Raw genomic sequence first — 22,756 nt, 5'->3', positions numbered from 1 at the left:
GTCAGCCGATCCAATCGTCGAAGGACATTCCCGAAATACGTTCGTACGCCTCGATGTAGCGGGCACGCGTCTTGTCGACGACGTGCTGCGGCAGCGGCGGGGGCGGGGTGTCGGAGGCGCGGTCCCAGCCCGATTCGGGTCCGGTGAGCCAGTTCCGGACAATCTGCTTGTCGAAGCTGGGCTGCACCTTGCCCTCCTCGTACTCGTTCGCGTCCCAGTAGCGGGACGAATCCGGAGTGAGGACCTCGTCGGCGAGCACCAGATTGCCGGCCTTGTCGAGACCGAACTCGAACTTGGTGTCGGCGAGCAGGATGCCGCGTTCGGAGGCGTACATGGCGGCGCGGTCGTAGATGTCGAGCGTGTCCTGGCGCAGCTTCATCGCCAGGTTCAGGCCGACCTTCTCGACGACATCGTCGAACGAGATGTTCTCGTCGTGGTCGCCGAGCGCGGCCTTGCTGGCCGGGGTGAAGATCGGCTCGGGCAGCTTGCTGGCCTCGACGAGACCCTCGGGCAGAGCGACACCGCACACGGAGCCCGTGGCCTGGTAGTCGATCAGGCCGGAGCCGGTGAGGAAACCGCGGGCGACGCACTCGACGGGCACCATCTCGAGGCGCTTGACCACGAGTGCGCGGCCGAGGACCTCCTCGGGGATACGCTCGTCGTCGGGTTCTCCCGCGAGATGGTTGTTGGTGGCGTCGAGCAGCTTGAAGAAGAACACGCTCATCGCAGTGAGGACCCGCCCCTTGTCGGGGATCGGGGTCTCGAGCACGTGATCGTAGGCCGAGATCCGGTCACTGGCGACGAGGAGCAGGTGCTCGTCGTCGATCACGTACAGATCACGCACCTTGCCGCCGGCGAGGTGTTGGTAGGACTCGAGTGAAGGACGCACGCTGACACCCTAGTGCTCATCGAGTGGGCGTACCGCAACCCGTGGCGGATATCCCACTCGGTCACAGCACGACGGAGCAGCGACGCGAGCGAGAACAGGAGTGGCATGGCCGCATCGTCGCGGGTGGACGTCGGGTTCAGGTCCGAGCGGGGCCCGATCCTCATCGCTCTGATGCTCGCCACCTCCCTCGTGGCGCTCGAGAGCACGATCCTGGCCACCGCGGTCCCGACGATCGTCGCGGACCTGGGCGGCTTCACCCAGTTCCCGTGGTTGTTCTCCGCCTACCTGCTCACGCAGGCGGTGCTCGTCCCGGTCTACGGCAAACTCTCCGACGTCTTCGGCCGCACTCCGCTCCTGTTGTTCGGGATCGGGGTGTTCGCGGCGGGCTCGGTGCTGTGCGCGCTGGCGTGGAGCATGCCGGCGCTGATCGCGTTCCGCGCGGTGCAGGGACTCGGCGCCGGTGCCGTGCTGCCGATGGCGCAGACGATCGCCGGGGACATCTACACGGTCGCCGAGCGGGCCAAGGCGCAGGGCTATCTGGCCAGCGTGTGGGGCATGTCGGCGGTGGTCGGCCCGGCCGTGGGAGGCATCTTCGCCGACTTCCTGTCGTGGCGGTGGATCTTCTGGGTCAACCTGCCGTTGTGCGCCCTCGCGGCGTGGGTGCTCGTCCGCAACTTCCGCGAGGAGAAACCGGCCGGACCACGACCGCGGGTGGACTGGGCCGGCGCGGCGACCCTCGCGGCGGGCGCCGCCCTGTTGATCCTCGGGCTGCTCGAGGGCGGCCAGTCGTGGGCGTGGACGTCGGCGACGAGCATCGGCATCTTCGCCGCGGGCGCGACGCTGATCGCGGTGTTCGTGTGGATCGAGTCCCGCGCGGCCGAGCCGATCCTGCCGATCCGCCTGTTCACCCGGCGGGTGCTCGTCACCACCAGCGCCGTGTCGTGTCTGGTGGGCGCGGTCGTGCTGGGCCTGACCTCGTACGTTCCGTCGTTCGTGCAGGGAGCACTGGGGACCACGGCGCTCGTCGCGGGCTTCACGCTGGCGACGATGACGATCGGCTGGCCGATCGCCGCGTCGCAGTCGGGCCGGTTCTACCTGCGGATCGGTTTCCGCAACACCGGCCTGGTGGGTGCGGTGCCGCTGCTCTGCGGTGCGGCACTGCTGACGCAGGTCGGGAAGGATTCGGCTCCCTGGCAGGTCGCGGTCTGCTGCGTGCTCGTGGGTCTCGGGATGGGGTTGATCGCCAGCCCGTCGCTGATCGCGGCGCAGTCGAGCGTCGAGTGGTCCGAGCGGGGCGTCGTCACGGGCGCGAACGCCTTCGCCCGCGCGATCGGCAGCGCGGTCGGAGTGGCGGTGTTCGGTGCGCTCGCCAATGCGGCCCTCGGTGGTGCGGCGACCGACGAGACCACCGCGGGGGCTCCCGACGCGGCGCAGTTGGCGGCGTCCGTGGCGCCGGTGTTCGTCGCCGTTCTGGTCTGCGCCGCCCTGCTCGTGTCGTGCGTGTGCCTGATCCCGAACCGTCCGGCGGCGGCCGGGTAGGCGACACGCCGCGTGCCTATACCGTTACCTACGCGCTGTTTCGTATTCGCTCGAGATCGGGCACCATCTCTGCGGTGAGAACGACAAGCGGCGGCAAGGACACCATCGACGACGTGACGTACTTCCCCGTCGGGGCTGCGGAGCATGCTCTGCAGCGACTGGCACACGCCACGGCGATGCAGGACACGACGGATTACGAGTCGCTGCGCTCTGCCATGGACGCGGAGTACTTCTGGCGCGGTGTCGCCGAGACCTTCCGGATCGCCGACGAGGCGTTCCGGATCGTGTCGTCCGCGACCCGCGACCGGCAGGACATCTCCGCGCACGTCATGGCACGCGCTGCCGACTGGGTGGGCACCATCGAGCTCGCCACCGAGGGATCCCGGTTGTACGGCGCGCTCGTCGCCTACACCCAGGGCGTCAGCGAAGGGTATTCGGCCGTGGAGGCGTGGGCGCGCGACGGACGGGCATGACACGAAGGTGAGGCCGGGTTCACCCGGCCCCACCTCGTCGACCCGCAGGTCAGCCCACAGATTCGAGATCGCCCGCGTCCTCGAACCGCCGCAGCGTCGGGGTCGCGACGAACATGATCGCGATGATCACCACACCGGCCACGCCGTAGACGGTCAGGGCCATCGAGATCGGCACCAGCGAAGCCACGACGCCCGCCGCGACCGCGCCGACGGAGGTACCGGCCGTCACCTGCGCACCCCACACGGCCGCGATCCGTCCGCGGTACTCGTCGGAGGTGTTGCGCTGGACGGTCGCGTACCGCACGACGTCCGCGAGCGAGTCGCCGAAACCGTGCGCGGCGAGGCCGAGCAGCACGACGGCGAGGACCCCGGTCGCGCCGGCACCCACCAGACCGGCGGCGGAGACCGCCATGAGCAGGTAGACCACCAGCCCGTACCGGCGGATCGATCCGGTCCAGCCGCTGGTCAGCGAGCCGATCACGGCTCCGACTGCGGGCGCGGTGTAGAGCAGGCCGACCACCGACGGTCCGACGCCGAGCACCTCGTCGGCGAACTCCGGGATCAGCACGGCCCAGCCGGAGAGCAGCATCGCGAGGAACCCGACGATCAGCACCTGCCCCACCACGCGGTTGTGTGCCGCGTACCGGAAGCCCGAGACCACCGACTTCAGCGGTGATTCCTCCGCGACATGCGTCGGGGGCAGCGACGGCAGGCGGGTGATGCAGAAGGTGGTGATCGCGGTGGTGAACGCCGCGAGCGCGTAGGCCACACCCACACCACCGGCGGCGATGACGACACCGCCGAGCGCCGGGCCGATCATGGAGCCGAGGTCGGCGGTGAGCGCCATGAGCGCGCCGGCCGCGGCGAGCTTGTCGCGCGGGATCAGGCTGGGGGTGACGGCCATGAGTGCGGTCGCCGAGATCCCGCCCGCGATGCCGTCGACGACGGCGAGCACGTAGATCGCCCACATCTGCGGTTCGGGCAGGAACGCGTTGATCGCCAGCAGCGCGAAGGCGACGCCCGCGGTGCCGCGGGCGAGGGCGATGACGTTCCGCCGGTCGTACCGGTCGGCGAGCACCCCGCCCGCGAAGGTGGCCCCGAAGGTGGTCACACCGATCACCGCGGACACGGCAGCGACCTGCGCCGTCGAGCCGGTGAGCTGGTACACCTGCACGGGCACGGCCACGATGAGGAAACCGAGACCGAACAGCGAGACGACGCGTGCGGTGAACAGGTACCGGAACTCGCGGCTGGTCCGCAGCGGGTCGATGTCGATGAGGAGCTTCTCGAAGACGGCCACGATCACCCGCTCATCCGCGGGTGAGCAGCGCGATCCACTGCTCGAGGTCGGGAGCCGAGGCGAGGTCCACGAAGTCGACCTCGACGCCGGCGCTGCGCCACTGTTCCACGAGGGCCATCAGCCGGACGGAGTCGAGACCCTGGTCGACGAGGCTCGCCGAGGGGTCGAGTTCGTCGACGTCGATGTCCAGGATCCGGGCGGTGTCGGCGAGGACGGTAGTGCGATCGAGCATGGTGTTCTCCTTCTTTCGATGTGTGCAGGCGGGTTGCGCTCTATCGAGCGGTGCCCGTCAGTTCTCTCGCGGCGACGACGACCTGCACCGTGTCCTGCCAGATCCGCGCGATCTCGGCGAGCGTGTCCGCGTCGACCACGTCCGCTGCGGCGGCGAACTCGCATTCTAGAACCGCGCCGTCCGGGGTGTCCTCGGTGATCGCGTCCACCTGCAGGACGTGGTCGAGCGGCATGTCCGGATCCACCGAACCGCCGATCGCGGCGGCGCCCGGTGCGCCCGACCACGGGCTGCCGGATGCCTCGCCGAGCGTGAGCCGGCCGAGGTAGTTGAAGACGACGGCCGGCGGCACGTACCGGGCGAAGCGGTCGCCGAAGTCCGGGTTCAGTCGACGCAGCAGGCCGAAACCGATGCCGTTGTCGGGCCGTTCCCGCGACGCGCGTGCCACCGCGCGCAGCGCCGCGCCCGCGGCGTCGGTGTCCCGGGACGCGGACGCCACGTCGACCTCCGACAGGTCCACCGTCACCGGATACATCGACGTGAACCAGCCGACCGTGCGCGAGAGGTCGGCACCGGGGACCACCTGCTCCTCGCGGCCGTGTCCCTCGAGGTCGATACGGACCTGGTCGCCGCCCCGAACCGACGCCACCGCGACGGCGAGGGCCGAGAGCAGGATGTCGTCGACGACGTCCGCGGCCAGGACCCGTTCGGTGACGTCGACGGGCAGGTGCACGCGGGTCGACCGGGTCGAGAAGACGGTGTCGCGTGCCGGGTCGAGTGGGCGCGAACCGAGCATCGGTTCGTCGGCGTCGACGGCGCGCTGCCAGGCCGACCACGACGCGGTGATCCGCTCCGAGCGGGCGGCCTTCGCGAGTTCGTCCGCCCACACCCGGAAGGGTGTGCCGCTCGACGACAGGGTCACCGGCTCTCCACGCTCGGCCTGTTCGACGGCGTCGGCGAGGTCGGGGACGAGGATCCGCCACGACACGCCGTCCACCACGAGGTGGTTCACGACGATCAGGACGCGTCCGGCCTGCTGCGGCCCGAAGTCGAACCACACGACCTGCACCATAACTCCGTTCTCGGGATCGAGTGCGGCGTAGGCGTTCTCGCGTTCCTCGTCGAACAACTCGTCCCAGTCCCGGCCGGTGGCGTCGACGCGCCGCACGGAAGTGGTGAGGTCGGGAACGGTGACGGGGACCGTCCACGACGGTCGGCCTTCGTCGTCGACCCGGAAGGTCGAGCGCAGCATCGGGTGGGCGGCCACGAGCGCCTCGACCGCGGTCCGCAGCGTGTCGAGCGCGAGCCCGACCGGCGCGACGAGCAGTCGCACCTGCGAGAACCGGGACAGACCGGTCCACTGTTCGAGGGTGTCCCACACGATCGGCGTGACGGTCACCTCACCCGTGGCGTCGCCGACGGCTGCCGGACGGTTCTGTCCGCTGTCGCTGTCGATCGCAGCCGCGAGTGACTCGACGGTGCGCAGTTCGATCACCTGACGGGTCGTGATCCACAGCCCTTCTGCCCGGACCTTCGACACGAGCTGGATCGAGACGATCGAGTCGCCGCCGAGGGAGAAGAAGTCGTCGTCGATGCCCACCCGTTCGAGTCCGAGCACGTCCGCGACGAGTCCGGCCAGGACCCGTTCGGTGTCGGTGCGCGGTGCACTGGTGCCGACCAGCGACGAGAAGTCCGGTTCGGGCAGCGCCTTCCGGTCGACCTTGCCGTTGGCGGTGACGGGGAAGGTGTCGAGCACGAGCACCACGGCGGGCATCATGTAGTCGGGCAGGCGCTCGGCGACGGTGGCACGAACGACCGCCGGATCGACGTCGCCGTCCGGGGTCACGTAGCCGACCAGACGCGTCACTCCACGAGTGTCGGTGTGCGCGTTCACGACCGCGTCCCGCACGCCACGCACCGCGGTCAGCGCGGCCTCCACCTCGCCGAGTTCGACCCGGAAGCCGCGGATCTTGACCTGGTCGTCGCCGCGCCCGAGGAATTCGAGCACGGGCCGGCCGTCGGCACCGCGGACCCGCCGGACGAGGTCGCCGGTGCGGTACATGCGACTGCCGTCGTCGGCGAAAGGATTCGGCACGAACCGGACCGTCGTGAGGTCGGGCCGGCCGAGATATCCGCGGGCAACGCCGGCACCGGAGACGTACAGTTCGCCGACCACGCCCATCGGGACGGGCCGGAGCATCGCGTCGAGGACGTAGGCGCCGGCGCCGTGCACGGCCCGGCCGAGGCACGGTGTGTCGGCGTCCGTGACGGCTCCGATGAGTGAGTCCACGGTGCATTCGGTGGGGCCGTAGAGGTTGAAGGCCCGCCCGTCCGTGACCCCCCGCAGTCGCTGCCACGACGCCGGATTGACGGCCTCGCCACCGAATCCGACGGAGGCGGGGCGGTGTCCGCTCTCGTACAGTCCCGCCGCGAGCATGCGGTCGAGGAAGGACGGGGTGACCTCGAGGAAGTCGAGTTCGTGTTCGAGCGTGTACGCGACCATCCGTTCGGGATCACGCATGGTGTCCTCGTCGAAGACGTGCACCGTGTGTCCGTCGAGCAACCACAGGGTCGGCTGCCACGAGGCGTCGAAACCGAACGACCATGCGTGCCCGACGCCGACGGAGTCGCGTCCGGCGGCCGCGACGGTCGGGACGTAGAGATCCGCGCGGTGGCTCTCGAACAGGTTGAGCAGGTTCGCGTGCGTGATCGCGACACCTTTCGGCAGCCCCGTCGAACCGGACGTGTAGATGACGTACACGCCGTTGTGCGGGCGCAGCGCACCGCGCCGGTCGGCGTCCGTCAGTGGGGCGGTGGAGAATCTGTCGAGCTGCAGGTCGGGATCGTCGAGCACCACGATCCGCGTGTCACCGGCGACGGGTGCGATGCCGTCCAGAACCGAGGCGACCGTGACGATCACCTGCGGACGCGAATCGGACACCATGTGCGCCAGTCGATCCTGTGGATAGGACGGATCCATCGGTACGTACACGCCACCCGACGAGATCGCCGCCGCGATCGCGACGACCATGTGCTCGGACCGCGGCAACGCGAGCCCCACGACCGTCTCCGGCCCGACTCCGGCGTCGACGAGAAGCCGCGCGAGTCGCGCGGATCGCCGGCCCAGTTCCGCGAACGACAGTGTCGTGCCGTCGGCGACCACCGCGGGTGCGTGCGGGGTACGTGCGATCTGCCGTGCCAGGAGATCGGCGACGGTCGCCGCTCCGCTCGACGGTGCCGCGGGGGTCGTCGACCACTCGCTGCGCAGACCGGCGCGTTCGGCGGCCGTGAGCACATCGAGTTGCGCCACGGTGCCGGGCTTCTCGGTGACGAGCTGATCGAGGATGCGGACGAGCCTCTCTCCCAGCACGGTGGCGTCGTCCTCGGTGAACAGATCGGTCCGGTATTCGAGGCCGAGATGCAGTTCGTCCTCCAGTCCCGCGACCAGCACGAGCGGGAAGTTCGTCGCGTCCGAGCCTCCGACGGAGCCGACCCGCACGCCACCGTCCCGCTGCGCCGCGTCGAGGGCGTCGCGGTCGACGGGATAGTTCTCGAAGACGAGCAGGGTGTCGAACAGTTCGCCGATCCCGACGGCACGCTGGATGTCGGCGAGACCCACGTACTGGTGGTCCATCACACGGTTCTGTGTGGCGTGCGTGCGCGTGACGAGATCGGTGATCGACTCCTCCGCCTGCGTGCGGACGCGCACCGGGACGGTGTTGATGAACAGGCCGATCATCGATTCCACGCCCGGCACGTCGGGGACGCGCCCGGAGACGATCGCACCGAAGACGACATCGGTTCTACCGGTGAGCGATCCGACGAGAAGACCCCAGGCGGTCCGGACGAGTCCGTTGACCGTGACGCCGTGTGCGCGGCTCGCCTCGACGAGTCGCCGCGACAGTCCGTCCGGCACGGCGACCGTCAGTTCGGCGGGGAACTCCGGTCGCAGCGCCGTGCCGGACGGCGCGACGAGGGTGGGTTCGTCCACACCGTCGAGCAACTCGCGCCACACCTCGACACCGGCCGCGACGTCCTGTTCGCCGAGCCAGTCGAGGTAGTCCGAGAACGGCGCGACCGGCGCGAGTCCGGCGGCGGATCCGCCGGCGGCGTAGATCTGCAGGAGTTCCTGCACGAGCAGCGGGGTGGACCAGCCGTCGGAGACGAGATGGTGCATCGTGAACAGCAGTCGCGCCCGCGACGGTCCCGCGACCACCAGCGTGAAGCGCACCAGCGGTGCGGCCGCGAGATCGAACCTGCGGGCGCGGTCGGCGGCGAGCAGTTCCGCCACCCGCGTGTCGAGTTCGCCGGGCTCGACGTCCCCGAGATCGACGACCTCCCAGTGCGGTTCGGCGGTACGACGGACGACGCCGATCGGTTCACCCGCTGCGCCGAGTCGATATCCGGTGCGCAGCACGGCGTGCCGATCGACGAGTGCACGCACCGAGCGCTGCATCGTATCGGCGTCGACGCGACCGTCGAGGGCGAGGTCGGTCTGCATCGTGTAGACATCGACACCCTCGGCGACACTGCCCGAGCCCGACGGCTCGTCCAGTCCGGCCAGGAAGTACATGCCGCGCTGCAGGGGTGTCAGCGGCACGACGTCCTCGATGCCGTCCGGATCCTCGGCGTGCAGCGCGAGCACCTCGTCGACGGACAGCCCGGACGCGGTGAGCATCGACGGCACGGGGGCGCCCTCGGCACCGCTGGCGACCGCGTCGGTGAGGAGGCGCAGTGCCGCGAGCCAGCGCTGCCCGATCCGACGGGCCCGATCGGCGTCGAGCGCACCGGTCGCATAGGTGAACACCGCCGACAGCGCGGGTCCGTCCGGTCCGTCCTCCGTGATCGCGTTGACGTCGAGGACGTGGTCGAGCGGCATGGCCGGGTCGACGGAACCACCGAGCGCGGCCACCTCCGGTGCGGCCGACCACGCGGAGTCGGCGGTGTCGCCGAGGGTCATCCGGCCGAGGTAGTTGAACATCACCTCCGGGGCCCGGTAGCCCGCGAAGCGGTCGCGGTCGTCACCGAGGAAGCGCAACAGACCGAAGCCGATCCCGTTGTCGGGGATCCGCTTCAGCGACTCGGTCGCGTGGGCGACGGCCCGGAGCGGATCACCGCCGTCGAGCGCACGGTCTCTACCGAGTTCGACCGTCACGGGGTACAGGGAGGTGAACCATCCGACGGTGCGCGACAGGTCGGCGCCGGGCACGACCTGTTCTTCGCGGCCGTGACCCTCGAGATGCACTCGCAGGGCGGATCCGCCGCAGACGTCGGTGACGGCGAGGGCGAGGGCCGCGAGCAGCACATCTCCGGTGCCGATACCGAAGGCGGACGGCACCGTGGTGAGGATGCGTTCGGTGACGTCGATCGGCACGTCGATCTCGACGGACGCCGAGGTCGACACGATGTCGCGCTGCGGGTCCAGGAGGCGGCTTCCCACCGCGGGCGCCCCCTCGACGGCGAGGGCGGATTCCCGGATCGGCCACGATCCGGTGATCCGCTCGGACGAGGCGGCCTCGACGAGCGCTTCCGCCCATTCCCGGAAGGACGTCCCGGTGTCCTCCGGCGCGGGGGTCTCCCCGCGGGTGGTTGCGTCGACGGCACCGGCGAGGTCGGGCACCAGGATCCGCCACGACACGCCGTCGACGACGAGATGGTGCGCGACGACGACGATGCGCCCGGCCCGCTGCGGTCCCGGGTCGAGGAAGACCACGCGGAGCATGACCCCGGCCTCGGGGTCGAGGCAGTCGACGGCCTCCGCCGACGCCTCGGCGATGACGTCGTTCCACGAGACCTGGTCCGTGGTCGCGACATCCACTCGCCGGACGAGCGTCGCGGCCTCCGGAAGGTCCTCGGGCACGATCCACGACGGTCCGGAGTCGCCGACGGTGAACCGCGACCGCAGCATCGGGTGAGCCGCGAGCAGCGCCCGCACACCCGCGACGAGATCCGCCTCCCGCAGACCCACGGGGGCGACGAGCACCCGCGACTGGGTGAACCGGCGCAGCGAGTCGAACGATCCGGACGCAAGGGATTCGTGCACGATCGGCGTGACGAGCACCGGGCCGGTCGCCGCCGTCCGGGCTCGCCGGGGCTCCTCGGCGGGTGCCTCGCACGCTGCGGCGAGCGCGGCGGCGGTACGCAGTTCGAAGACCTGACGGGCCGTCACGCGCAGCCCGGCCGCACGCAACCGCGACACCAGCTGGATGGAGACGATCGAATCGCCTCCGAGGGCGAAGAAGTCGTCGTGCACCCCGACGCGGTCGAGGCCGAGAACGTCGCCGACGGTGGCGCACAGCGTACGCTCGGTCTCGGTGCGCGGTTCACCGGCACCCGCCAGCGACGAGAAGTCGGGTTCGGGCAACGCCTTCCGGTCGACCTTGCCGTTGGCCGTCAGTGGAAGGACGGGAAGAGCGACGAGCACGGCCGGCACCATGTAGTCCGGCAGCCGGCCGGCGAGCACGGCCCGCACCTCGGCGGTATCGGGTCCGTCACCGACGATGTACCCGACGAGGCGGGTGGTCCCCCGATCGTCGGTGTGCGGGACCACCACGGCGTTCCGCACGGCCGGATGCGCGGTGAGCGCGGTCTCGATCTCGCCGGGTTCCACTCGGAATCCTCGGATCTTGACCTGGTCGTCGTCGCGCCCGACGTATTCGAGTGTGCCGTCGTCCGTCCACCGCACGACGTCGCCGGTGCGGTACATGCGGGCACCCGCCGGCCCGTGCGGATCGGCGACGAAACGCGTCGCGGTCAGGCCGTGCCGGCCGAGATAGCCTCGGGTGACGCCGTTTCCGGCAACGTACAACTCACCGGCCACTCCCGTGGGCACGGGACGCAGCCAGTGGTCCAGGACCCGCACGCTCGTCCCCGGGGTGGGACCGCCGATCGTCACGGTCTCCCCCGCGATGCGCGCACAGGTCGCGTCGACGGTGCACTCGGTGGGTCCGTAGCAGTTCGTCGCCACCACGTCGCTCGCGGCGAGGCGCTGCCACAACGCGGCACTCACCGCTTCGCCGCCCACCGTGACGGTCGCGGGGACGTGCCCGCCGGGTTCGAGGAGACCGGCGTCGAGCAGGCGGTTCATGAGCACAGGCACGGTGTCGACGTAGTCGATGCCGTGGGTGCGCACGTAGTCGACGATGTGGTCGACGTCGGCGCGGTACTGATCGGGAAGCACGTGCAGCACATGGCCTTCGAAGAGCCAGGTGAGCGCGGCGACGGCCGAGTCGAAGGCGAACGGGTAGGTGAGCAGGACGTGCCACTGCCCGTCACGCGGCGCACGACCGGCGGCCTGCATGGGCCCGGCGGCCTGTGCGGCGTGCAGGTCGGCGAGGTTGGCGTGCGTGACGGCCACGCCCTTCGGCAGCCCCGTGGAACCGGAGGTGTAGACGACGTAGGCCAGATGGCCGGGACGGAGCGGAGCGCGCCGGTCCGCATCCGTGAGCGGAGCGGACGACAGCGCCGACAGTGCGGACTCGACGTCCGGGTCGTCGAGGACCAGCACGTCGGCCCCGTCGAGCACGTCGCCGAGACCCGCGCGCACGGTCTCGGTGGTGATCACCAGACGCGGTACCGCGTCGGTGATCATGTGCTTCAACCGGTCGGCGGGATAGGACGGGTCGAGCGGCAGGTAGGCGCCTCCGGCGGTGAGGACGGCGATGATCGCGTCGACCATGGCGCCGGTCCGGGGAAGCGCGAGACCGACCCGGTCGTCGGGTCGCACCCCGCGGTCGACGAGCAGCCTCGCGAGTCGCGCCGAGGCCGCTCCGAGCTCACCGAACGACGATTCCTGCTCACCGCACACTACTGCGGGGCGGTCGGCGCCGGTGGTGAACCGGCGCGCGAGCAGGTCGGCGACGGTGCCGCTCGACGGTGCCGCGGGTGCGGTGGACCAGGTTCCGAGTACACGTTCCCGTTCCGAGGCCGGCAGGACGTCGAGGTCGGCGACAGGCGCGTCGGGCCGGGCACACAGGGCCCCGAGGATCGCGACGAGGCGGGCGCCCAGAGCGGCGGCCTCGTCCGAGTCGATCAGCGACGGGCGGTGGTCGAGCTTGACGACGAGCCGGTCGGACATGCCGGCCGTGAGGACCAGCGGATAGTTGGTGGCGTCGCGTCCGTCGACACCGGTGATCGTCACTCCCCCGGCGCGCTGCGCTCGCTCGAGGGCGTCGCGGTCGACGGGATAGCTCTCGAACACGGTGAGGGTGTCGAACAGTTCGCCGATCCCGACGGCGCGCTGCACGTCGGACAGGCCCAGATACTGGTGGTCGACGGTGCGCGACTGTTCGAGCTGCACGCGTCGCAGCAGCTCGGCGACGGTCGCGGCGGGATCGAGCCGCACCCGCACCGGGACGGTGTTGATGAACAGGCCGACCATCGATTCCACGCCGACGAGTTCCGGCGGGCGACCGGAGACCGTCGCGCCGAAGACGATGTCGCCGCGGCCGAGCAGACCGGACAGGAGCATCGCCCACGCGGTCTGCAACACCGTGTTGAGGGTGACCCCGCTCGCGCGGGTGAGCTCCGCGAGCTGTGCTCCGAGTCCATCGGGAACCGGTACCTCGAGTTCGGCGCAGCGTTCCGACGAACGGGTCGCACCCGGCGGCGCCACGAGCGACGGCTCGGTCACACCGTCGAGCGCCTCGCGCCACAGCGACCGGGCGACCTCGTGGTCCTGGCGCCCGAGCCATGCGAGGTAGTCGCGGTAGGGGCGTACGGACGGCAGACCCGACGCCGATCCCCCGGCAGCGTAGATCTCGAGCAGCTCGCGTACCAGGATCGGGGACGACCAGCCGTCGACGACGATGTGGTGGGCGGTGAGCAGCAGGCGCACCTCGTCGGCGCCGAACCGCACGAAGGTCCAGCGCACGAGAGGCGGCTGCGTGAGGTCGAACCATCGGTGCAGGTCGTCCTCGACGATCCTCGCGAGCCGCTGTTCCGCCTCGGCGCGCTCGAGATCGGACAGATCCTCGCTGCGCCAGAGATTCTCCACTCCCGACACGACGAGACCCGCCGTACGGCCGTCCTTACGGGGACGGAAGCACGTGCGCAGCGCCGGATGACGGTCGAGCAGCGCCTGGGCGGAGGCCGCCATCCGCCCCTCGTCGACCGCGCCCGAGAGCCGCACCACCGATTGCACCGTGTAGGCGTCGGGGTCGGTCGCACCCGTGTCGTCGGATGTCGAGCCGGTCGGCGCCGCAACGGTGCTCAGGTAGAGCAGGCCCTGCTGCAGCGGCGAGAGCGGGACGATGTCTTCGAGCGCAGTGGAACGGGTCATCTGTCGCTTTCGGTATGGACGGTCATTTCGGGCACGGACGCCGAACGGCCCCCGCGTCGGGGACGTCGGGGGCCGTTCGGTCGGTGGTGCGGGGCGGGCCCGCAGCAGCGCCTACTCCTGGCTCTGGTTGGCCGGAAGCTTCTCCAGCTCGGCATCGATGGAATCGAGTGCCAGCAGTGCAGTTTCGTAGGTCGCCGCACTGGAGTGCTTGACGGCGACGAGGTTGCCGGCCTTCACGGCGGGCAGATCCTGCCACAGCGGGGAGGCGAACAGTTCCTCCAGCTCGGGCGGCAGCGAACCGTCGGCCTTGACACCGTAGACGATCACGTCGGCCTCGCCGAGGTTCTCGGGCAGCTGCTCGACCGACAGGTACTCGGAGTGAACCTCTTCGGGATCGGTCGGCTCACCGTAGAAGTCGAGTCCGAGATCGTCGAACAGGTTGGTGGTGTACGACGAGGCGTACTCGCGGGAGAACTCACCGGGCTCGGTACCGCACACACCGCAGACGCCGGCGAACTTCAGGCCCCCGAGCGAGCCGGCGTACTTGTCGGCGATCTCGGCGGCGCGAGTCTCGTACTCCTCCTTGAACTCCCCGTAGGAGTCGCTGACGTTCGCGGCATCGGCGTACTGCTCACCGAGTTCACGCCACTCGCCCGGAACCGTGAGTCCGACGAAGACCACCGGGGCGAGCGCCTCGAGCTTGGCCACGTCGACCTGCTCCTGCACGCGGGCCGGGACGCCCATGATGATGAGGTCGGGATCTGCGGCGGTGACGGCCTCGTAGTTGAGTTCCGAGACGGCACCGTCGGGAGCGACCTTCGGCAGCGCCTCGTAGGCGGCGAGGGTTTCCTCGTCCATGTTGTCGAGCTCGCGGCTCCACTCGCACACGGCGGCCAGATTCGCGCCGGCCTGGATGAGCGGGAGGGTCGCGTAGCCGCAGGACACGATCCGCTGCGGGTCGGCCGGGGTCTCGATGCTGCCGTTCTGCGCTTCGAAGGTGCGCGTCGCGGCGGAGTCGGTGCCGCTCTCCGCGCTGCTGCTGTCGCCGTCGCTCGAACATCCCACAAGTCCGACGGCCAGCAGAGCTGCCGCGCCGAGCGCCGCGGCGCCCCGCGCGCGCTTGCGTTCCAGAACGCGCATCGTTGTACTCCCAGAGTCTCTCGCCGGGGCGCGTTGCCCCGGTCACGATTGGTTAGGCTAACCGAAAGAGACCGCCCCGCCAAGCGCTCCACCCTCAGCCGAATTCGAGCGCGAAATCGTCGATCTCCGACTGGTCGAGGTCGTCGAGCGTGAGGTCGGACGGTGTGAACCCGCCCGCGTCCTCGTCCGACGCGTGCCCGGCGAGCGCACGCAGCGCCGCGACCCACTCGTCGGCCAACGCCGACACCGTCTCCGCAGGAACGAGATCGGGGCTGTACCCGAACATTCCGCGCAGCATCGGATCGGCTCCGGAATCGTCGGTGAGCACACCGATCTCGACGGCGTGTGCCACGGGCATGTCGGCTTCGGTGGCACCGCCGAGCGCCGAACTCTCCGGGGCACCGGCCCATGCCTGCCCCTCGGTCTCACCCAGCGTGAACCGGCCGAGGTAGTTGAATCCGATGTCCACGGCACCGACGCTCGCGAGTTCCGGGGCACCCACCGGGTCGAGATGTCGCAACATCCCGAATCCGATTCCGCTGTCCGGGATCTCCCGCAATTGCTCCTTCACGCGTTTCAGCGCGTCGCCCGCGCTCGCGCCCCCGGCGTACGCGTCGGCGACGTCGAGTCCTCCGACGTCGAGGCGCACCGGATAGAGCGTGGTGAACCAGCCCACCGTGCGCGACAGATCCGCCCCCGGAACGGCCTGTTCCTCCCGGCCGTGTCCTTCGAGGTCGACCGCGACCGCCCCGTCGCCGCACACCCGCGCGGACGCCAACGCCAGAGCCGTGAGCAGGACGTCCTCGACGCCGGCGTGGAACCGCTCGGGCACGGTGGTGAGCAGCGCATCGGTGAGTTCGGACGGAACTTCGACCTGCACCTTCGCGGTGTCCGCCATGGTGTGCCGCACGGGATCCGGATCCCCGGACGCCAGACGCACGCGTCCCGCCGGGGCAAGGATCCGCCGCCACAGCGACAGTTCTGATCTGCGCGCCGGCACCCCGTCGAGCAGTCCCCGCGCCCAGCGGCGCAGCGACGTACCTGCGCGGACCGGGGCGACACCGTCGACCGCACCGGCGAGGTCGGGCACCAGGATCCGCCACGACACACCGTCGACGACGAGGTGGTGCACCGCGACGAACACCCGCCCCGGCGCGTCGGGACCGGCGTCGAAGAAGATCACGCGCACGAGCGCGCCGGCGGTGGGATCGAGTTCGGCGTAGGCGGTCCCGGTCGCGGCGACGATCACCTCCTGCAGGTCGGTCGAGTTCGAGATATCCACGCGGGTCACGACATCCCCGGCATCGACGGAACCGACCGGGCGGACGTCGAACGTGCGTGCCTGCGGATCGAAGACGGCCCGCAGGGCGTCGTGCGTGTCGAGCAGCGCCTGGACGCCGTCGGTCAGCCGCTCGAGCGTCAGTCCTGCGGGCGCGAGGAGCAGCCGCGACTGCGCGTAGCGGGCGTACGGTCCACCGCGGTCGAGCATGTCGTGGACGATCGGGGTTGCCGGGACCTCCCCGAGTGCCGCCTCGACGTCGACCGTCCCGGGTCCGTCCTCGATCTCTGCGACGCGGGCGAGTCCCGCCGGACTGCGGTGTTCGAAGACGTGTCGTGCAGTGAACCGGATCCCGGTGGCGCGCGCCGCGGACACCAACTGGATGGAGACGATCGAATCGCCACCGAGAGCGAAGAAGTCGTCGTCGGGGCCCACGGCGTCGAGTCCGAGCACCCCCGCCGTCAGCTCGCACAGGCGCTGTTCGAGTTCGTCCGCCGGCAGGCGACTCTCGGTGGCCGGGGTGAAGACCGGCTCGGGAAGCGCTCTGCGGTCGATCTTTCCGTTGCGGGTGACCGGCAGTTCGTCGAGCACGACCGTGACGGCGGGAACCATGTGGTCGGGCAGCCGGTCGGCGACGTACATCCGGAGGGTGTCGGGGTCCGCCGTTCCGGCCGCATAGGCGACGAGCCGTTTGCGGCCCGGTTCGTCCTCGCGGACCACGACCGCCACGGCACTCACCGCGGGATGGCCGCCGAGCACGGTCTCGATCTCGCCGAGTTCGATGCGGAAGCCGCGGATCTTCACCTGGTCGTCGGTCCGGCCGAGATAGTCGAGCACCGGGCCGTCGGTCCGGGAGACCCTCCAGCGCACCAGATCGCCGGTGCGGTACAGACGCTCGCCGTCGGCGTCGAAGGGGTCGGCCACGAACCGTCCCGCGGTCTGCGCGCTCCGGCCGAGATAACCGCGAGTGACGTGCGGACCACCGACATACAGTTCGCCGGGCACGCCCGGGGGCACCTGCCGCAGGTACGCGTCGAGGACGTACACCCGGCCGCCGTGGATCGGGGTTCCGATGTTCGGGATGCTTCCCGGGGTGAGTACGACGCCGGTCGCGTCGACGGTGCATTCCGTCGGACCGTACATGTTGCTCACACGCACATCGGTTTCCGCGGCGAGCTGCGTCCACAGGTCACCGGGTACCGCTTCGCCGCCGAGCACCATCGACTCGGGACGATGCGGTGCGGCGGGGTCGAGGAGTCCCTCGGCGAGCAGTCGACCGGCGAGCACCGGACCGCAGTCGAGCGCGTCGATGCGGTGTTCCCGGACGTACCGGACGATGCCCTCGGCATCGGCCATGAGGTCCTCGGCGAGCACGTGCACGGTGTGGCCGCCCAGCATCGCGAGGAGAGGCTCGACGGACGAGTCGAACGCGAAGGTGTAGCTCAGCAGCACGGTGCGGCGGCGCGTCGCGGGATCGCCGACGGTACGGGTGCGCACCGTCTCCCACAGGTTCACGACACCGCGGTGCGGCACCACCACGCCCTTCGGGGTGCCGGTGGATCCGGAGGTGTAGACGAGATAGGCGGTGGTGTCCGGATGCACGACCGGCAGGTGCACGTCCGGGCGGTGATCGGTGATCGATCCGACCGCGTCGGCATCGAGTACGACACCCACACCGGCGTCGCGGAGCATGTACTCGTTCCGCTCCACCGGCTGTTCCTGGTCGAGCACCAGATACGCCGCTCCCGACTTCCACACGCCGAGGATCGCCGCGACCAGCACGGATTCCCGCGGAAGACTCAGTCCCACGATGTCTTCGGGACCGATCCCGTCGGCGACGAGGTGACGGGCGATCCGGTCGGACCAGGCGTCGAGGTCGCGGAAGGTCAGGCGGCTCGACGGCGTGACCAGCGCGGTCTCGTCGCCGTAGCGCTCCACGGAGCGGGTGAACAGTGCGGGCAGGTTACGCGGGCCGGACGGATCCGGGAGCGCGGTGGCATCACCGGCACGCAGCACCTCTCGCTCGGCGGCGGTGAGCAGATCGAGCTGCGAGAGTCTCGCGTCCGGATCGGCGCACACGGCAGCGAACGCCCGCTCGACCCGCGCGGCGAAGGCCTCGGCGGACGACTCGTCGAACAGGTCGCGGGCGTACTCGACGCGCACGCACAGACCGCCGCCGGATTCCTCGATGACGTCGAAGGTGAGGTCGAACATCGCGGTGTCGTTCGCGACGAACGAGGGTGTCGGCGTCAGCTCGTCGAATCCCGTGATCGCGGGCGGGCTCTGGTACTGCACCATCACCTGGAACAGCGGGTGCCGGGCGGCGCTGCGCTCGGGCTCGAGCGTCTCCACGACGCGGTCGAACGGGACCTCCTGGTGCGAGTATGCCGCGACGTCGGTGTCCTTGATCCGGGCGAGCAGCTCGCGCACCGTGGGGTCGCCCGAGAGGTCGGTGCGCAGCACCACCATGTTGACGAAGAAGCCGACGAGATCGTCGAGCTCGGGGGCGGACCGTCCCGCGGTGGGCGAGCCGAGCGGGATGTCCTCTCCCGCGCCGCTGTGCGACAGTGCGACCGCGACCGCCGCGTGCACCATCATGAACATCGTCGTGCCGGTCGTGCGGGCGGCCTCCCGGATCGTCGCCGCGCGGCCGGCCGGGACCCGGTGCTCGACACCGCCACCCGCGTAGGAGGCCACGGCCGGGCGCGGACGGTCGACGGGGAGGTCGAGTTCGGCCGGGAGGCCCTCGAGCTCCTCGCGCCAGAACGCGAGTTGTCGTGCAGCGAGCGAGTTCTCGTCGCCCTGGTCGCCGAGAAGTTCCCGTTGCCAGATCGCGTAGTCGGCGTACTGCACGGGCAGCGGTGCCGGCTCGTGGGAGTCGCCGCGTACGTGCGCGGAGTAGAAGCTGCCGAGATCGCGCAGCAGCAGCGGCGTGGACAGTTCGTCGCTCGCGATGTGGTGGGCGAGCACGAGCATCACGTGCTCGTCGGGCGCGATCGTGAACAACCGGATCCGCAGCGGGATCTCGCGTTCGAGATCGAACGCGTGCCGGGCCTCGGAGTGCAGGCGGCCGGTGAGCGCGTCGCGGTCGACGGCCTCGACCGCGAAAGGAACTGCGATCTCTTCTGTTCCGCGCACGTGCTGCATCCCCACGCCGTCGCGGTCGACGAGGACGGTGCGCAGGCTCTCGTGGCGTGCGAGCACGTCGGAGACCGCGTGCCGCAAAGCATCCGGATCGACGGGTCCGTGCAGGTCGACGGTGATGGGGACGTTGTAGGTAGGGCTGGGCCCTTCCATGCGGTACATGAACCACAGCCGCTGCTGCGCATACGACAGTGGAGCAAGGGACTGGGGTGCAGGATCGGTCCCACCGCGCGGGACGAGCACAGGCCGGTCCGGGGCGGTGTCCGCACCGTTGCTGCAGTGGACGGCGAGCGCGACGACCTGCGGATGGTCGAAGACCGTACGGATCGGCAGCTCCACACCGAGCTCGTCGCGGATCCGGGCGAGCAGCTTCGCGGCGCTGAGCGAGTGCCCGCCGAGGGCGAAGAAGTCGTCGTCGGCGCCCACCGTGTCGAGCCCCAGGATCTCGGCGTAGATGCGGCACAGTGCCCGTTCGGTCTCGGTCTCCGCGACGCGGGACGAGACCATCGACGAGAAGTCCGGTTCGGGCAGCGCCTTGCGGTCGAGCTTGCCGTTGGAGGTCAACGGCATCTCGTCGAGGACGACGAGGGCCGCGGGAACCATGTATCCGGGCAGGAACTCGGCGACGAGACGGCGGGCCTCGACCGGTTCGGGCACGTCCTGACCGACGAGATAACCGACGAGTTGCGCGGTGCCGGAAGGATCGGTGCGCACCACGGTCGCGGCGCGGGACACGCCGGGGATGCGCAGCAGGGCGGCGTCGACCTCACCGAGTTCGATGCGGAATCCCCGGACCTTGACCTGGTTGTCGACCCGGCCGCGGTAGACGAGCCGGCCGTCCTCGGTCCACTGCACGAGATCGCCGGTGCGGTACAGGCGGGCGTACGGACCGGAGGAGTCCTCCGAGTACGGATTCGCGACGAACCTCGTGGCGGTGAGGGCGGGTGCGTCGAGATATCCCCGGACCACGCCCGGTCCGGCCACGTACAGCTCGCCCTCGGTTCCGGCCGGCACGGGGGCGAGTCCCGCGTCGAGGACGTGGACGCGCAGGTTCGCGACGGGGCGGCCGACGACCGGTGTCTCGGCGTCGGCGACCTCCGCGACGAGGACGTCGACGCTGCACTCGGTGGGGCCGTAGAAGTTGAAGGCCGCACCCCGGCGTTCGCGCAGGCGGCTCCACAACCGCTCGGAGACGGCGTCGCCGCCGAAACCGAGGGTGGGCACGGTGCCGTCCGGGAACAGGCCGTCGTCGACGAACTGCTCGAGCTGGCTCGGTGAGAACTCGACGAAATCCCATCCCTCGTCGAGGGCGCGGCGTGCGAGTGCCGCCGGGTCGCGCTGGGTCGCCTCGTCGACGATGTCGACGGTGTGCCCGGCGAGCATCCACAGCAGCGGCTGCCACGACGCGTCGAACGCGAGCGACCAGGCCAGTCCGAGGCGGACGGATTTGCGGCCGGCCTCTCGGGCGGCGCGGGTGAACACCTGGGCGCGGTGGCTGTGGAACAGGTTGACCAGCCCGCGGTGGGGTACGACGACGCCCTTCGGTCTGCCGGTGGAGCCGGACGTGTGGATCACGTAGGCGATCGAGTCGGGTGTCAGCGGACCGCGTTCCGCGTCGTCGAGCGGAGCGTCGGACACGGCGTCGAGGTCGAGATCCTCGAGCACGACACGCTGCGGCGCCCCCGTCACCTCGGCGACCCGGTCGTCGGTCGTGCGGGTGGTGAGGACGCAGACGGGGTCGGTGGAGCCGAGGATGTGGGCGAGGCGTTCGAGGGGCTGGTCGACGTCGAGCGGGACGTAGGCGGCGCCGGTCTCGAGGACGGCGTGGATGGCGATCAGCGCGTCGACGGTGCGGGGCAGCGCGAGCGCGACCCGCGCGTGCGGCCGGTCGAGATCGAAGCTCGAGGCGAGGTGGCGGGCCAGACGGTGCACCCGGGCGCCGAACTGTGCGTAGGTGAGCGTCACATGGGTGTCCGCCGCGGCCGGTGCGTCGGGGGCCGCCTCGATCCTCTCTCGCAGCAGGTCGACGAGGGTCAGGTCGGGGTCGAACGGGATGTCCGGGCTGTGGCTCCAGTCGTCGAGGATCGTCCGTCGCTCGTCGGCGGTCAGGACGGACACCTGCGCGAGCGGGGTGTGCAGACCCCGCTCTGCCACCGAGCCGAACAGCATCTCCAGTCGCTCGGTGTGGATCGTCAGATCCGCCTCGCTGTAGACGTCGGCGTCGACGTCGACGAACACCTCGAGTCCGGCACTGCCGTCGAGCGGCCGCACGGTGACCATGAAGTCCTGCAGGGGTCCTCGGGCCACCGAGTGCACGGCCGCACGCATGTCGCCGAACCGGAGCGAGTCGCCGAACGGCTTGACGTTGACCGACGGGCCGATGACGCCGCGGGATCCGGTGGGTAGTCGCAGGTCGCGCTGGATGTCCTCGGTGCGGTAACGATAGTGGCTGCGGCACAGCGCCACTCCGTCGCGAACCTGAGCTACGAGATCGACGAGCGTGGCCGAGGCGGTCGGATTCAGGCGCAGCGGAACGACATTGACCGCGGTGATCGGCACCCGCAGTGCGGCGCTGCCGAGCCGGTTCATGACGGGGAAACCGAGTGTGAGGTCCTCGCGGCCGGTCGCTCCGCGCAGGTAGGCGGCGACGAGCGCGGTGACCGCGTCGCCCCAGCTCGCACCGACCTCCTTGCCCAGGGCCACCAGACCGCGCTGGCGGTCGGCGTCGAGGGTGAAGCGCGCGCCACGGGAGCGTCGTGCGATGCCACCCGGGCCGGGCCGGAGGGCGACCGCTTCGTCCACGCCGTCGAGGTACGCGCTCCAGAAGTCACGGTCGGCGTCGAAGTCGGCCGAGTCGCGATAGTCCGATTCCTCCCGTATCAGCTTTTCGACCGAATCGAACCGTGCGGCAGCAACTTCCGTGCCGGCCACAGCGGCGGTGTAGCGCTCGGCGATGCGCCGGTTGAACAGCGAGAACCCGAAGGCGTCGAGGACGATGTGGTGGGCACGCAGGTAGAGCAGGACGTGATCGTCGGCGAGTCGCAGGACCGCGGCGCGGACGCACGGATCCACCGACAGGTCGACGGGCCGTTCGAGGTCGCGCGCCATCCACTCGTGGGCCGCCCGCCAGGGGTCCGCCGCAGAGGTGAGGTCGACGGTCGGGGCGAGATCGAGCGTGCGCGCACCGGGAATCTGGACGACTGTACCGTCGGCGAGGGTCTCGAACCCGGCGACCAGCACCTCGGCCTCGGAGGCCGCCGCGGAAACCGCCGTGACCAGCGCTTCCTCGTCGACCGCGCCTCGCAGTTCGATACATTCCGAGGTGTTGAACAGCGGGTTGTCGGGGTTCAGTTGCTGGGCGAACCATACGCCCGACTGTGCGCGCGACAGGGCGAGCCGTGAGGCGTCCGGGCCGGCAAGGGGCACTGGAGATCCTCTTTCCTTCGATCGAAACGATTGGCTGGGAACGGAATCCGCTGATGT

Annotated in this window: 8 protein-coding genes; 2 read left to right on the top strand and 6 right to left on the bottom strand. The window is 70.3% G+C overall.

Annotated elements, in window-relative coordinates:
* Position 1: 1 nt before the first annotated feature.
* The gene (locus AC0LPE_RS03460) at positions 2-889 is read right to left on the bottom strand and encodes a phosphoribosylaminoimidazolesuccinocarboxamide synthase (RefSeq protein ID WP_229567036.1); all 888 of its coding nucleotides are present in this window, start codon (positions 887-889) and stop codon (positions 2-4) included.
* A 105-nt stretch (positions 890-994) separates the two neighbouring features.
* On the opposite strand from AC0LPE_RS03460, the gene AC0LPE_RS03455 reads away from it, so the two are divergent.
* Positions 995-2,428: an MDR family MFS transporter gene (locus tag AC0LPE_RS03455; protein WP_301845807.1), complete on the top strand. Its 1,434-nt coding sequence runs from the start codon at positions 995-997 to the stop codon at positions 2,426-2,428.
* A 74-nt stretch (positions 2,429-2,502) separates the two neighbouring features.
* Complete coding sequence (locus AC0LPE_RS03450) at positions 2,503-2,901, top strand: hypothetical protein (protein ID WP_064064571.1); 399 nt, start codon at positions 2,503-2,505, stop codon at positions 2,899-2,901.
* A 49-nt stretch (positions 2,902-2,950) separates the two neighbouring features.
* On the opposite strand, the gene entS is transcribed toward AC0LPE_RS03450, so the two are convergent.
* The 5 genes from entS to AC0LPE_RS03425 all read right to left on the bottom strand — a co-directional run bounded on the left by entS (position 2,951) and on the right by AC0LPE_RS03425 (position 22,699).
* Complete coding sequence (gene entS, locus AC0LPE_RS03445) at positions 2,951-4,201, bottom strand: enterobactin transporter EntS (RefSeq protein WP_490605604.1); 1,251 nt, start codon at positions 4,199-4,201, stop codon at positions 2,951-2,953.
* Between the two features lie 10 nt (positions 4,202-4,211).
* A complete protein-coding gene (locus AC0LPE_RS03440; protein WP_059382429.1) occupies positions 4,212-4,433 on the bottom strand; it encodes a phosphopantetheine-binding protein in 222 nt (73 codons plus the stop codon).
* 40 nt (positions 4,434-4,473) lie between these two features.
* Positions 4,474-13,710 (bottom strand): amino acid adenylation domain-containing protein, encoded by a 9,237-nt coding sequence (locus AC0LPE_RS03435; protein ID WP_490605603.1) that lies wholly within the window; start codon positions 13,708-13,710, stop codon positions 4,474-4,476.
* 111 nt (positions 13,711-13,821) lie between these two features.
* On the bottom strand, positions 13,822-14,850 hold the full coding sequence (locus AC0LPE_RS03430) for an ABC transporter substrate-binding protein (RefSeq protein WP_490605602.1): 1,029 nt from the start codon (positions 14,848-14,850) through the stop codon (positions 13,822-13,824).
* 94 nt (positions 14,851-14,944) lie between these two features.
* Entirely contained in the window at positions 14,945-22,699 is a 7,755-nt protein-coding gene (locus AC0LPE_RS03425) for an amino acid adenylation domain-containing protein (protein WP_490605601.1), read from the bottom strand.
* Positions 22,700-22,756: the final 57 nt, after the last annotated feature.

Source organism: Rhodococcus sp. S3 (assembly GCF_058211795.1).
The sequence above is the reverse complement of the archived record's forward strand: the minus strand, read 5'-3'. Positions and strand labels throughout refer to the sequence as shown.